At 63.4% G+C, this 14,503-nt stretch carries 11 protein-coding genes; all 11 read right to left on the minus strand.

Going from position 1 to position 14,503, the window contains the following annotated elements; all coding sequences use genetic code 11:
- Positions 1-29: 29 nt before the first annotated feature.
- Genes HX811_RS24370 through HX811_RS24420 form a run of 11 tightly spaced genes read right to left on the minus strand, consistent with a single transcriptional unit; the run spans position 30 to position 14,316 of the window.
- On the minus strand, positions 30-1,445 hold the full coding sequence (locus HX811_RS24370; protein ID WP_177047699.1) for a lipid II flippase MurJ: 1,416 nt from the start codon (positions 1,443-1,445) through the stop codon (positions 30-32).
- A 2-nt stretch (positions 1,446-1,447) separates the two neighbouring features.
- Positions 1,448-2,875 carry an O-antigen ligase gene (locus HX811_RS24375; RefSeq protein WP_043225192.1) on the minus strand — a complete coding sequence of 476 codons (1,428 nt, stop codon included), beginning with the start codon at positions 2,873-2,875 and terminating at the stop codon, positions 1,448-1,450.
- A 2-nt stretch (positions 2,876-2,877) separates the two neighbouring features.
- Positions 2,878-3,981: a glycosyltransferase family 1 protein gene (locus tag HX811_RS24380; protein ID WP_177047702.1), complete on the minus strand. Its 1,104-nt coding sequence runs from the start codon at positions 3,979-3,981 to the stop codon at positions 2,878-2,880.
- Positions 3,972-5,189 (minus strand): glycosyltransferase family 4 protein, encoded by a 1,218-nt coding sequence (locus tag HX811_RS24385; RefSeq protein ID WP_177047704.1) that lies wholly within the window; start codon positions 5,187-5,189, stop codon positions 3,972-3,974. The genes HX811_RS24380 and HX811_RS24385 overlap by 10 nt, the downstream gene beginning before the upstream one ends.
- A gap of 8 nt (positions 5,190-5,197) precedes the next feature.
- Positions 5,198-6,526 carry a cellulase family glycosylhydrolase gene (locus HX811_RS24390; RefSeq protein WP_177047706.1) on the minus strand — a complete coding sequence of 443 codons (1,329 nt, stop codon included), beginning with the start codon at positions 6,524-6,526 and terminating at the stop codon, positions 5,198-5,200.
- Complete coding sequence (locus HX811_RS24395; RefSeq protein WP_177047708.1) at positions 6,516-7,706, minus strand: glycosyltransferase; 1,191 nt, start codon at positions 7,704-7,706, stop codon at positions 6,516-6,518. Before HX811_RS24395 ends, HX811_RS24390 begins: the two co-directional genes overlap by 11 nt.
- Complete coding sequence (locus HX811_RS24400) at positions 7,706-9,697, minus strand: exopolysaccharide transport family protein (protein WP_003208213.1); 1,992 nt, start codon at positions 9,695-9,697, stop codon at positions 7,706-7,708. The genes HX811_RS24395 and HX811_RS24400 overlap by 1 nt, the downstream gene beginning before the upstream one ends.
- A 14-nt stretch (positions 9,698-9,711) precedes the next feature.
- Positions 9,712-10,476, minus strand: coding sequence for a polysaccharide biosynthesis/export family protein (locus HX811_RS24405; RefSeq protein ID WP_003208211.1), 765 nt, complete (start codon positions 10,474-10,476; stop codon positions 9,712-9,714).
- Between the two features lie 29 nt (positions 10,477-10,505).
- Positions 10,506-11,417: a glycosyltransferase family 2 protein gene (locus HX811_RS24410; RefSeq protein ID WP_177047710.1), complete on the minus strand. Its 912-nt coding sequence runs from the start codon at positions 11,415-11,417 to the stop codon at positions 10,506-10,508.
- On the minus strand, positions 11,417-12,877 hold the full coding sequence (locus HX811_RS24415) for a mannose-1-phosphate guanylyltransferase/mannose-6-phosphate isomerase (protein WP_177047712.1): 1,461 nt from the start codon (positions 12,875-12,877) through the stop codon (positions 11,417-11,419). Before HX811_RS24415 ends, HX811_RS24410 begins: the two co-directional genes overlap by 1 nt.
- Positions 12,877-14,316, minus strand: a complete 1,440-nt coding sequence (locus HX811_RS24420) for an undecaprenyl-phosphate glucose phosphotransferase (protein ID WP_003208206.1) — start codon at positions 14,314-14,316, stop codon at positions 12,877-12,879. Before HX811_RS24420 ends, HX811_RS24415 begins: the two co-directional genes overlap by 1 nt.
- Between the last annotated feature and the right edge of the window lie 187 nt (positions 14,317-14,503).

A 14,503-nucleotide genomic window follows, 5' to 3' on the forward strand; every position in this document is an offset into this window, starting at 1 on the left:
CAGCGTTTTTTCACCTGACTGCTCCCACTCTATAAATCTGCCTTGCGCCACGGCCTGAGCCACAGGCCCATGCCCAGCAACACCACGGCTCCGGCCAGGGTGCTCAACCCCAGCTGAAGCCAGATACCTTGGATCCTGAACAACACCAATGCCGCCAGGCCCATCATCAATGCACTCAACACCCAGTGCCGCTTCCAGGGCAGGGCGCCGAGCAAGTCCTGGCGCTGCATCAACAGCAACGCGGTGCACAACACCCCGGCGAGGGCGGCCAGCGGAATGCCCGCCAGGCCAAACACAAACGGCAGCGCAGCCAGCAGCAGCACGTTCACCACGCTCCCCAGCAACTCGCAACGCAGCGGCTGGCGGGTGTCGCCGGCGGCATAGGCATAACGCGCCAGCAGGGCGTTCCAGGCGCCGAACACCAGCGGCACGGCAAACCAGGCCAGCAGCAGCGGCAACGGCGAATCCACCGACTGCTTCGGCAGCAGCAACGCCACCAGGCTCGGCGCCGCCGCCACCAGGCCGACGCCTGCGGGCAGGGTCAGCAGGCTGGCGGTTTCCAGGCCGCGCTTGAGCAGGGCCAGGCGCTCGTCGCCCTGGCGCCGGCTCATCATGCCCAGCAGCACCTGGTTGAGGCTCATCAGGGCAATCAACGGCAAGTTCATCAGCTTGCGGGCCAGGTTGACCCAGGTCACCGCACCTTCACCCAGCAAGGACGCCACCAGCCGTTCAATCAGCGCCAAACCCTGGCTGGCACCGTTGCTTAAAAGCAGCGGGCCTATGCGAGCGCCCAGCTCGCGCAATTCCAATGTCGAAGCCCGCAGCCGCCACGGCCGCCAGCCCAGGCGCAGCATCGACGGCAACAGCGCCAGGGGCATCAGCAGGCTGCCGGTGAGGCAGGCCAGCGCCAGCGAGTGCGGTTGCGTGGCGGTGCCGGCGAGGGCGAGGTAGGTCACCGGCGGCAGGTTGAACAGCAACGAGCCGAGCCCCGCGACCACAAAGCGCTCGCTGGCCTGCAGCGGAATACTGAACAGCGCATGCAGCATCAGCCCCGGCACACTCCAGGCGAGAATCTGCAAGTTGCTGCTGGCGAGGCTGGTGGCCGTCGCCGCCAGCCCCGGGCCGAGCAGTTGCACCAGCCATGGCGCCAGCAACGTCAGCAGCAGGCTGGTCACCAGGGCGATCAGCAACAGCGCCGGGAACAACACCGCCAGCCAGTCCAGGCGCTCGCCGTCCTTGCGTTGCAGGTACAGCGGCAGGGCGGCGGCACTCAGCACACCGCCGGCCAGGGACATGCGCAACGCTTCGGGCAAGAACAGCGCGATCAGGAACGCATCGCTGCGCTCGCCCGCACCCCACGCCGCCACCAGCAACCACTCACGGGCAAACCCGAGGCACAGCCCCAGCAAGGTTGCCAGGGTCAACCAGAACGCCGATCCGAGCATGCCTAGGGCCCGACGCTATTGAACACAGGCTTGCGATGCGCCACGGTCTTGACCTTTGGCAGACGCGCCGGAAACAGCCGCCGCGCCTCCAGCACGTTGATCCCCACCATCAGCCAGAACAGCGCAATCATCACCAGGGCGAAGCTGAAGTAGTGGTCGAAAAAGCCGCTGACCAGCGCCGACAGAATCCCCGCCGTGCTGCCCAGCCAGATCGCATTGTCCTTGGTCAGGCGGATCGGGCCGATTTCCGGACGGGACTCGCGCCACCAGCGCCAGGTCACGGCGATAAACAGCAGCATGCTGATCACCCCGGTCTTGTAGACGAAATTCAGCCACAGGTTGGAAATCCCCAGCAGGTGCGTACCCGGCACCGGCGGGTCAACCTTGAAGCCAATGCCCAGCGGGTAACTGGCCACGGCCTGGGGGAACATGCGGTATTCGTCAAAGCGCACTTCGGTACTCGCGTTCTGCGCCGAAAAGATTGTCGCCAGACGTTCCTGCAACGGTGGGTACGACAGCACCAGCGCCACGGCCAACGCCACGCCGATCATCAGCAAACGCCCGGTGTACGGCACCCGCCGCGACGCCATCCAGATCAGCACCAGCGCCAGGCTGACCATCGCCCCCCGGCTACTGGCCAACAGCAGGGCCGCCGCACCCAGGCAGGCAACGCCCAGGCCGAGACCGCGTTTCCAGCCGGTGTTGGTGATGCCGTAGCAGAACGCCAATGGCAGCAGCAGCGCCATGATCCCGCCGGTGGCATTCGGGTGCATCCATGGCGAACCCATCCGCGAGGCCATGGCACCCAGGCCCAGGGACAGGGTGTCGAGGCTGCCGTAGTTCATCAGGGTCAGGATCGGCAACATGCCCGAGGCCGAGCGCGAGCGGATAAATACGCCGATGGACATCACCAGCATCGCCAGTGTGCCCAGCAACAAGGCGATCACCAGGGCTTCGCGGTTCTTCTGTTCAACCAGCAGCTTGGCGGCGAGGAACAGCACCGACAGGTTCAGCAGCCAACGCAACCAGTTCGCCACGCCGCTGGCCTCGGCGGTGATGCTGACCTGGCCGACGATAAACGGCACCACTGTGAAGATCATCAGCCACATCAACATGCGGTCGGTAGGGCGCCGCGACAGCGGTGGGGCGGCCGGCAGGCGCGAGAGGAAACCGTGCCAGATCACCGCCGCCCAGGTCAGGGCGATCAGCGCCTCACTGACCGTACTGCGAATCCCCAGGTTGAGGGTGGAGTAGGGCATGAACGTCGCCACCAGGGCGAACAGCAGCAGTCCCCAGAACGGGAACCGCAGAATCGTCACGGCAGCGGCCAGGCCGATCACTGCCAGCACGGCCTTGACCGGGGAAAGAAACAGGATCAACCCACCAAACAGCAGGCCGAAGACGATGGCGACGAGGCTACCCAGTGAGATTCTCAATTCAATTCCTCGATCAGTTCGGCCAGGCGCCGACGGTAGGCCTGGTGGTTGAAGCGTTCGGCCCAGCTGCGTAACTGTTCAGGTGGTTGTTCGACGGGTTGGTCGGCCAGGTGCAGCATCAATTGCACCAGCGCCGCGCCGTCCGTGGGTGAAAACCGCGGTGCCAGCGGCGGGGTGATTTCGTCCAGCGAGGTACCGCTGGCCACCGCGACCGGAGTGCCGACGCTCAGGGCTTCGATCACCGGCAAGCCAAAGCCTTCCGCGTAGGAAGGCTGCCACAGGCGCAAGGCCTTGCGGTAGAGCCCGTGCAATTCGGCGTCGGATACACCGCTCAAGGCGCGTATCCCCGGGTAGTTGCGTTGTGCTTCGGGCAAATGTTCCAGGCTGCCCACCAGCACCAGTTCCGGCACGTTCGGCGACTGGCTGCGCGCTTGCTGCCAGGCGTCCACCAGGAACGGCACGTTCTTGCGCAATTCCCGGGTACCCACCAGCAGCCAGTAGCGCTCGGGCAGTTGCCGGGCCGAGAGGTCCGCCGGCAGTCCGACAAAACCGACCACCTGGTTGGGCAATACGCGAATCTTGCCTGCCGCCTTGGGAAACAGCCGCGCGGTTTCGTCGGCACTGTACTGCGAAGGCGTCCACACCCGGTCTGCCGTGTGCACCGCATAGGTGATCGACAGCCGATCACTGGCCTTGTAGATCAGCGCCTTCAGGCGGTTGGCGTGATAGTTGTCCAGGGTGATCTGAAACAGGTCATGCAGCAGCACCACGGTGCGCAGGCCCTGCGGCTTGGGCGGCAGCGGCAGGCCCATATTGAAGGTGCTGATGTACACATCGATGTGCTCATTGCGCAGCGCCTTGGGCAGATAGCCCGCCTCGAAACGCAGGCGCTGGTGCGGCTGGTGCATGGCGGTCTTGGCGCAGCCCCAGTCCGGGCAATGCACGTTCAGGCGCAGCTCATCCCCCAGCGGCGCGACGCTGAAGCGTTCGAGCTCGATGCCGGGCAGGGTGCGCAGGGCATCTTCCAGGGCGTACACCTGGCGACTGATGCCTGATTGCGGCGAGGTGCCGACGGTGCGGTAATCGAGGCCTATGCGCATGCCGGCTCCTTTTGGCTCTGGGGCGACAGTTGCGCGTACACCTGCTCCAGCTGGCTGGCGGCGACGCTCCAGTCATGGGCACGGCGCACATAGGCGCGACCGGCTTCGCCCATGGGAGCAGCGACTTCAGGCTGTTGCAGCAGGCGCACCACGGCGTCGGCCAGGCTTTCAGCGGTCTGGCCGCCGAGGTAATCCAGGCCTTCCACCAGGTCCAGGCCGGACACGCCCTGGTCGGTACTCGCCAGCGGCAGGCCGGCGGCCAGGGCTTCAAGCACCTTGAGCTTGGAGCCGCCGCCATGGCGCAACGGCGCCAGAAACACCGAGCAACTCGATTGCAGGGCCAGCAGGTTGGGGACAAAACCCTGCCATTCGATGCGTCCGTCCTGCCAGCGATCGCGCCAGCTTTCCGGCATGCCGAAACCGCAGACGCTCATGCGTGCGTCGGGGCAGCGGGCCCACACTTTCGGCAGGATCTCATCCAGTGCCCACTCGATGGCATCGACGTTGGGCGCGTATTCGTAGTTGCCCAGAAACAGCACGCGGCGGGTCGTCGGGTCGGGTCGGGCAGCCGCGAAGTGCGCGCAATCCACCCCGTTGACCACCACCGGTACCGGCTTGCCGGCAATCTGCGCCAGGGTCTGGGCGTCGGCGTCGGTCACGGCGACCACTTGCGCGGCCTGGCGCATCACCCGGTGTTCCCAGCGGCCGTAGCGCCATTGATCGTAGCGTATGAACGGCAATGCCCAGCCGGGCAGGCGGTCGTAAGTCGCGGCGCCGAGGGACGATTCGACATTGTGTTCGGTCAGCACAAACGGCTGGGAGCGACGGGCCAATGCAGCTTCGTAAGGCTGGAAGGTGTAGGTATGTTCGATCTGCACCACGTCCCAATGCTCGGTCAGCAAGCGCTCGAAGGTGTCCTGCAGTTCACCCGACAGGCCATTCACACTGGCCAGCAACGGATACGGCGCAAACAGCCCGGCCAGCAGGGTCTTCAGGCTGCGCAGCGGGCGGCGGGGGAGGATGATCACCTGTTCCAGAAAGGCTTCCAGCACGTGGCGATCCGTCAGCGATACCGCATGTTTGTCATGCAGCAGCAAGGTGATCCGGTGCCCGCGCGCAGCCAGGCTGCGCAGCAAATGAAACTGGCGCGTCTTGCCGCCGCTGGTAGCGGGCCAAGGCGAGTAGGGCAGGATCCAGAGGATGCGCATGGGTGGCTTCAATCCCATAACAGAATTTGCAGGTTCGGCTTGACCGGTACGTCCAGTCCATTGGTGCCACTCAAGGGTGTTTCGGTGCCGCGCAACGGGTCATACAAGGTGGCGGTGGTCATGCCCGGCAAGTGCGCGCTGCCGCCACGGGCCGACCAGAAAAACCACACCTTGCGCCCGTCGGCACGGGACCAGCCGATGCTGAACAGGCCATCGGGCAACTGATCGGCGGTGGGTGGGTCGCCGGGGGTCAATTTCGGCCCGCTCACCTGCAGGAAATTCTGCAGCGCGGTGTACGACGGCTTGGGGTTGGCGTCGATGTCGAGCAAGCCATAACTCTGGTCGCGTACGCTGGCGCGCTGGTCCAGGTCGCTCAGGGTGAACAGGAAGATCTTGTCGAAATCCAGCGCGCTCATCAGCGCGACGCGGCGCACGATGTAGTCGGCCTGGCCCTGGGTGGTGATGAAGTCCTGCACCTCTTTCGGGCCTTTGTAGGTCGACCAGCCCCACTCGGTGCTCCACAGGGTATTCACCCCGGCCGCCCGCAGTTTCTGGTTGAGGGCGCTGGTTTTTTCGACAAAGTCGAGGTTCGACGGCGTGTTGCCTTCGGGCAATTGGGTGTAGGGATGATAGGACATGACGGTGTTCAGGCTCGGCACGCCCAGTTGCAGCAGCCCGTCGAGCATGTTCTGGCCGTTGGGCATTTCGCTGAAGAATGCCATGCCGGCGGCTACCACCGGTTTGTTCGGGTTCACCACCCGCAGCGCGGCGGCGGTGACTTGCAACAGGTTCGCATAGCCGGCCGGGTCGGCGACGGGGCGCCAGAACCCCAGCAGGTTCGGTTCGTTCCACACCTGCCACGCGTCCACGCTGGGGTAACGCTGTTCCAGCAACGCCATGCGGTTGGCGAAGATACTCGGGTCCTTGGGCGGGAACTGGTCCTGGTACGGCGAGGAGGCCGGTGCGGTGGTGGCGAACTTCGCCGAGCCCACCAGGTAGAACACCGACTTGATCTGGTTCTGCTGCAGCTTGTTCACCAGTTCGTCGAGGGTCGCGACGTTGTACTGGTTCTCGGCGGTTTCCAACTGGTCCCAGTGCAGGTCCAGGCGCACCCACTCCAGGCCCAGGGCCTTGAGGCGGTCGATCTGCTTCTGATAACGCTCGGGGCTGAACCACAGGAACTGCGCGTTCACCCCCAGGAAGTCCTTCCACACGACCTCTTTGCTGCCCTTGAGCACATGGCTCTCGGCATCGGCCGGGCGGCCCCAGAGAAAGGCGGTCAGGCCCAGTGCGGCGACGACCACGAGGGTCGCCAGGTAAGTCCGTTTACGTGCCATGGTTGCCTCCTGCAATGGCTTCACTAAACAGTGTCGCGAACTTCTGCGCCGTCAACGGCCACAGCCGTTCACGACCAATCGCGGCGGCGCGTTCGGCCCAGTCCCTGGCCATTTGCGGATTGCGTGCGAGCCGCAGCAGTTGCTCGCTCAAGGCGGGTACATCGCCCTGTGGATAGATGGCGCCATTGCCGCTGGCGACTTCCTCGGCGAATGCCCGGGCATCGGAGGTGATCGCGCCGCGCCCGCAGGCGGCAGCCCAGGACAATGCGCCGCTGGTGCCGCGCTGGCGGCCCAGCAGGCCGAGCTTTTTCGATTCGCGATACGGCAGCACCATCACATGGTGCGCCTGGATCGTCTGCGGGATCTCGCTGGCCGGCAAATTCAGCCGCCAGTCGATGGAGCCTGCCAGGCCGAGTTCGGCAATCTGGCTGTTCAACTGCTCCAGGTAATTGCCGCCTGTGCCAAACGCCATTTCGGCGGCAGTGCCACCGGCCAGGGTCAGGCGCACACGGTCACGCAATTCGGGGGCTTTTTCGAAGGCGGCGGCCAGGGCCAGCAACAGGTCTTCGATGCCTTTGCCACGGTAGATAAAACCGAAATACAACAGGTGCAGCGTGTCCAGCGGCGGCAAGGCCACCGGCGGGATATCCAGGTTGGCGTGGTTGATCACCGCCACCTTGCCGGCGGGCAATTGCATGCGCGCCGTCAGGCAGTCGGCGCCCAGGCGGGTGAGGGTCACCAGCCGGGTCAGGCCCTGGGCGACGTGACGTTCTTCGCGCAGGGTCAAGGGATCGGCCAGCACCACTGCCGCCTGGGGCAATGGGCTGGGCAAGGATTCCAGCAGGTTCAGCGGAAAGGGCAATTGCTCGCGCCGCCAGACCATGCGTTCCGGGTCATGCACCGTGGCGGTCAACGGCAGGGCGGGGTAGGCCTTGCGCAATTCGCGCAGGGCCAGGAACTCCCCCAGCCGCCCACCGCCCAGCTCGGCGTGGACCAGGTCAACACCCTGCCAGTCGAAACCGGCAATGGCTTGCTTGATCGCCGCCGTGCTGCCGACCACGCCCGTCAAGGGCGTAGCCACCTCGACGCCCAGTTGCTCCAGTGCCGTCTTGAAGTGGTTCGCGTAGTCGGCGATCCCGTTCTTTTCCGGCGGCAGGGGAGCGAGCAGGGCGATGCGCATCAGAACGAACCCCGGTACTTGGCGATGGTTTTCAGCACCTTGACCGGTACCTCGAACTTGCGGCGGTTGATGATAATGCCATCGACCTTGCCGAACGCCGTGGTGAGGATCGACAGTGCGTGTTCCACCACCGGTACCGTGCTTTTTTGCGCTTCCACTACCAGCGCAATCAGGTCGGCACGGCGCAGGTTGATGAACGCATCACGATTGTCCAGCAGCGCCGAAGCATCCAGCAGTACCACCTGGCCCGGAATCGCCGGCTCAACCCCGCCGATCCGCACCCGCACGCCGTTCTCTTCCAGCAACTGGCGCAACTGCTCGACGATAAAGCTCACGCCTTCACCGTGCCGTGCCGAGGTCAGCCCCAGGGTCAGGCCCTGTTCGGCAATACGCTCCAGCGGCAGCAACCCATACAGGCGATAGATGCTCGCGTTGAAGGCGTTGGTGCTTTGCGCGGTGCTGGTGTCCAGCTCCGGCAGCGTGGTCCACAGTGGCAGGCCGAATTTGCCTTCCACCAGGCCGCCGTCGTGGATCCGTTGATCCAGCAGGTAGCACAGGTAGATCACCAGCAGGCCGACCACGATGGAGAACGGGATCGCCAGCAACAGCATCAGCAGGGTTTTCGGGAAGACGCGCCCAGGGTTCAGGGTAGCTTCTTCGATCACCGCGATGTTACTGATCTGGCTCTTGTCCAGTTCGCGGTCGATCCGCGATTTTTCCAGGCTGTCGACATACAGCGCGTAGTTTTTCTCGGTGCCGTTCAACTCACGGGCCAGGCGCGCCAGTTCCGGCTCGATGGCCAGGGCGTCCTTGCGCTGGGCTTCCAGTTCAGTCAGTTGCTTCTGCTGTTGCACCAACTGTGTACGCAGCGACTGGTTGCGGCTGGTCTCATCCAGCAGTACCCGTTGCAGGTGGATTTCCAGGGTGTTCGGCGCGCGGTTCTCGGAGCTTTGCACCGTGTCGCTTTCACCGGCGACCTGGGCCTGCATGGCACGGATCGAAGCGTCCAGGGCTTTGACCGGCGGCGCGTTATCCGTGTAGGTACGCATCATGTCGGCTTTTTCCAGGAGCTTCTGGTTCAGCAGGCGACGCAAGTCTTGTTGCTGCGGGTTCAATGCGATCTGGCGAACCGTGGTCACCTCTTTGGGCTGGCCCTTGAGTTGGTCACGGGTGCTCTGCAACGCCACGTCGGAGGAAGCGATCAGCCGAGTGGAGTTGAACACCTCGCCACGCAGCACGTTGATCCGCTCGGACAAGTCTTCCAGGCGATCGGTGATGCTCGAGGCGCCGATGTCGTTCAAGTGCGCGAGGATCTGCTCCTTGTAGCTCTTGATCTGCGCAGCGCTGGAAGACACCTGGCCTTCATAGAACGCATACAGGCTCTTGCGGCCCAACGCCTGGGTGCGCTCGTCGATGTAGGTCTCGACCCAATCCTTGACCACCGCCTGGGCGATTTGCGGGTCATCCCAGCGGAAGCTGATGTCCATCACCGTAGAGCCGATGGCGTGGGTCACTTCGAAGTTTTTCTCCAGGCTTTTCGCCAGGCGTTCCACCGGGGTGGTTTCTTCGACGATGCCAACGGTTTCCAGCACCACTCGCACACCGTCAAACACGGCACTGATGCCTTTCTTGACGTACCACTTGGTGCGCTTCCACACGCCTTCCGGCGGCTGCATCTTGTCCATCACGTCCAGGTAATGCTCGGCCACTGCACGCACGATAGGGCGGCCGGTCAGCAGGCGCTCTTCGTCGACAATCGGGTCGCGCTGGGTGCTCGGCATGACGATTGGCTGACGGTTGTCGACCTCGATCGGCATCGTCGAGTCACGCCCTGGTTTTACCAGCAATCGCGCGGTGGATTCATACTTGGCCGGCAGCAGGAACGCCCCCAGCAAAATGATCACCAGCGCGGCAATCGCCGCCAGTTTGAACTCGTGCTTGAAGATGAAGAACAGACGCAGAAGATCACGAAAAGAACGGATCTCGATCATGGGATGTCGCTCCTTTAGTGGTTCGTGGTGTAGCTGTAGCCCACACCAATGGATTTGGTGAAGGGAATCAGCTGGTTCAGGTAAGTGTCCACGCCCTGGATCCGTTCGCCGACGTTGGACTTGGGTACAAACACCACGTCACCGCGTTGCAGCGCCACGGGCTTGCGGCCCAGTGCGCCGTTCTTCAGGTACTGGCTGAAATCGAGGAAGTAGGCGTGGTAGACGCCTTGGCCATCTTCACGCAGCAGGGCGACCATACTCGCGTTGCCCACCGAGCTCACGCCGCCGGCACCGAGAATCGCCTGCTCCATGGTCGGGGCCGTGGCGATGGAGATAGCCGACGGGTTTAATACCGCGCCGCCGACGATCACCGTGTTGCCCGGCGCCTGGTTGATGTTCACCGTCACCCGAGGCTCGCGATACACCGGTGCGAGTTTCTGGCTCAGCTCGGCGGCGACTTCCGCCGGCGTGCGCCGCGCCACCTGGATCGGCCCCAGGAAGGGATAGTTGATCTTGCCGTCGTTCTGCACGGTGTACAGCGTCAGCTCGTAAATCGTGCTGACGTTGAACGCCGACAGGGTTGGCATTTCCCCGGCATCGCGGACAATCCGCAACTGGTCGCCGATGCGGATCCGCTCCACCGCCGGCGGCAGTTGGGCCATGCGATCGAGGGCCTGCTTGCCCTCGTCCACCGTCTTGCCATCGGGCGCGACGATCCGCGCGGGCGTATTGCAGGCGGCCAATGCCATCATGGCCAGGACGAGCAAGGTTCGTTTCATCAAAGGGGTCTTCCTGTAGGTCATGATGCTCACCTCCAATAACCGGGGAACATGCTGATGCGCCGCTTGAGGGCGAGGGGGAGCTGGCGCTCCAGATGGCCCAGCCGGTAGCCGAGCAATTTGAACGCGCTGCGCACCAGTACTTCGGGTACGCGGTGCAATGCACCGGCTTCGCGTAACGCTCGAAGCTCGGCCAGTACATAGCGTTTACCTTCACCGCCGGCATCGCCAAAAGCCTGGCGGATCCACGGCTCGCGGCCGTAGAAAACGCCAATGTCGAAGTAGCGGTGAAACTCATCCATGAGACGGTAATCGTGGGAGTGATAGACCAGGGCGGTGGCGGCGTAGCGCACCTTGTAGCCTTCCAGCAGCATGCGGGCGGCGACGTAGGCGTCCTCGCTGCCGATCACATCCGCGGGGAAGCCACCGACGGCTTGCAGGGCGCTGCGCCGGTACACCGAAAACGAATCCGAGCTGAAGCAGGTCTTGATCCCCAGCTCCGGCGCATCAGCCAGGCTTTTGCTGCGGCTTTGCGGCGGGTAATTGAAGTGGCGTGACTGGGCGCCCAGCACCCCGGCATCCGGGTGCGGCAACTGGCGGCCGTAAGCGACGCCGTTGAGCGGGTCCAGTTCCAGTTCGGCCACCAGGTTGGCGAACGTCTCGGGTTCGGCGGGGATCGCGTCCTGGGTCATGACGATCAGCGCGTCGCCGTCGACTTGCTCGCTGGCCCAGCGGCGGGTGCCGCCATGGTTGAAGTCCTTGGCATCGATCACTTCGACCCGTACGCCGAACTCGCGAAAACGCGCCACGGTGTCATCGCTGGAAGCGCTGTCGACCACCAGGGTTTCGTCCGGTTGCAGGGTTTGCATGCGCAGCGCCGGCAGCAGCCGGTCGAGGTGGCTGGAAGCGTTGCGGGTCGGGATGATCAGGGCGGTACGCATCACTTCTTCACTTCGGCCGGAGCCCGGCCGTAGATGTCGTCAAAACGCACAATGTCGTCTTCGCCCAGGTACTCGCCGCTCTGCACCTCGATCATCACCAGGTCGATGATGCCAGGGTTGGTCAGGCGGTGCTTGTGCCCGGCCGGAATGTAGGTGGACTCGTTGGCGTTGATCAGGAATTCACGGTCGCCGTTGGTAATCATCGCCGCGCCGCTGACCACCACCCAGTGCTCGCTGCGGTGATGGTGCATTTGCAATGACAGCGAGGCGCGGGGCTTGACCACGATGCGCTTGATCTTGAAGCGGCTGCTTTCTTCCAGCACGGTGTAGGTGCCCCACGGCCGAGTGACGGTGCGGTGCAGGCTGAATGCCGGATGGTCCTGGCGCTTGAGCTCGGCGACGATGTAGCGCACGTCCTGGCTGCGCTTGGCGTCGGCAATCAGGATCGCGTCCGGGGTGTCGACGATGATCAGGTCGCTCACGCCCACTGCGCCCAACACGCGCTTGGGCGAGTCGATGTAGCAGTTATGCACGTCGTGCAGGACTGCTTCGCCATTGACCTGGTTGCCATTGGCGTCGCTCGGGGTGAGTTGGCGCACCGCGTCCCAGGAGCCGATATCACTCCAGCCGATGTCGCAGGGCACCACGGCCACTTGCGCGGATTTTTCCATCAGTGCCACATCGATCGAGATATCGGGCGCAGACCCGAAGCCTTCAGCGTTCAATTCGCGCTGGCGGCAGTTGTTGTTATTCAGGTTGTGGCTGTGGTCGAGGGCGGCTTTAGCGGCGTCCAGTACGGCAGGGGCGTGCAGCGCAAGCTCGTCGAGCAATGTGCTCGCTTTGAAGCAGAACATCCCGGCATTCCACAGGTGCTTGCCGCCGTCCAGATAGCCCTGGGCGGTGACCAGGTCGGGCTTCTCGACGAAGCGCTTGACCCGGAACCCCTGGCCCAGTGCCTCGCCTTGTTCGATATAGCCGAAGCCGGTTTCCGGGCGGTCGGGCTGGATGCCGAAGGTCACCAGGTAGCCGGCTTCCGCCAGGTCACGGGCTTGCGCGACGGCATCGGCGAAGGCGCTTTCATCAAGAATCAGATGGTCGGCGGGCAGGATCAGCAACTGCGCCTCGCTGCCGAAGTTTTCCTGTACATGCAGGGCGGCCACGGCGATGGCGGCGGCGGTGTTGCGCCCGAACGGCTCCAGCAAAAGGTCAAGGGCCAGATGAGCCTTGTTGACCACGCGGTAGTCATCGAGGGTGCGAAACAGCATCTCGCGGTTGGTCACCGTCAGCACACTTTCCACGTCTGGCAGGTGACTGGCTCGCAGGAACGTCTTCTGCAGCAGGCTCTGGTCGTCACGCATGCGCATGAAAGGCTTGGGCATGTTCTGCCGTGACACCGGCCACAGCCGGGTGCCCGAACCACCGGAAATGATGCAGGGAATCAAGCCGTTGAGGGTGTTCATCAATAGACTTCCTTGGTCGAAAGGACGGCCGGGACCGTCATGAAAACGATGTACAAGTCGAACCACACCGACCACTTCGAGATGTACTCCAGGTCGTACTCAACGCGTTTCTGGATCTTGAACAGGGTGTCGGTTTCACCACGATAGCCGTTGATTTGCGCCCAGCCAGTGATGCCCGGTTTCACCCGGTGCCGCGAGCTGTACTCGCTCACGGCAACTTCGTAGGGCACGCCGGCGGCCTTGGTCGCGGTGGCATGCGGGCGCGGGCCGACCATCGACATGTTGCCCAGCAGCACGTTGAACAGCTGCGGCAGCTCATCGATGCTGGTCTTGCGAATGATCCGGCCCACGCGGGTGATGCGCGGGTCGCCGCGGGTGGTCTGGCGGTCGGCGTTGAAGTCGCTCATCTCGGCGTACATCGAACGGAACTTGAACACCCGGATCACGTTGTCGTTGTAGCCAAAACGGTTCTGGCGAAACAGCACCGGGCCCTTGGAGTCGAGCTTGATGGCAATCGCCGTGATCAGCATGATCGGCGACAGTGCCACCAGGCCCAGGGTTGCCAGGATCAGGTCTTCACAGCGCTTGATAAACGGCGACCAGCCTCGCAGCGGCACATGGGAGGTGTTGAACATCAGGATGCCGCCCACATCGGTGATGCGGCTGTGGCCATAGCGCAGGGCCGCCATGTCGGGCACTAGCATGACGTTGACCGACATCTGCCGCAGGCGCTTCACCAGCCCGTTGATCCGCTGTTCGGCGGCCCAGGGCAGGGTGATCATCACCTGGTTGACCTGCTCGGAGCGGATCAGCTTTTCCAGGTCGCGGGTGTTGCCCAGCAGCGGCAGGTTGCTCAGTTCCTTGGGGATGCGCTCGGTGCGGTCGTCGATAAAACCGATCAGTCCGGAACGGATATCGCCGTTGCGCTGCAAGTGGTCGGCCACGTGCACGGCGGTGTCGGTGAAGCCGAGGATCACCGTGCGTTGCAGGTATTTGCCGCTGGCCATCAGGTTGCGGAACAGGCGCAGCATCACGATCCGCTCCAGCCCGAACAACGCAAGGCTGGTGATAAACCAGAACGCCAGGTTGCGCGGGCTCAACTGCGGGAACATCAGCAGAATCTGGTACATGAACAGCAGGATGCAAAAGGCCGCGGACCAGGCCACCAGCATGGTGCGAAACCGCAGGCGGTTGCTGAACAGCTCCTCGGAGTAAACCCCCATGGCCTGGAACAGAATGATCGTCAGGATCGCGAAAAACAGCAGCAAGCCGAGAAAGTGCGCGCGCAGTTCGGGGGCCATCGGGTCTGGATAAAACAGCAGGATCAGTGCTGGAAAAACGGCGGTGAGGCCGTGCATCAATTTTACGAAAACAACAAAGAACTCAATGAAACCGGCCCGGGTCAAAAACAGGCTGTCGACTGACGACTTCTCGCGCATAAAAACATCCCTCATTGCACACCAGGGCTTCCTTGTTCGGCTGCTCATCCATAAAGGCAGGGCTTGCTTTATAAGTGGCGCCAGACGAACGGTTACTTCGCTGGGTAATACGCAATTACCTATCTATCTGCAGGGAATTTGCGGGGTAATGGCTAAATGATGGTTCTCTTTTCTCTGCTCGTCAAGG

It is taken from the genome of Pseudomonas sp. F8002 (genome assembly GCF_013385495.1).
Lineage (GTDB): Bacteria > Pseudomonadota > Gammaproteobacteria > Pseudomonadales > Pseudomonadaceae > Aquipseudomonas.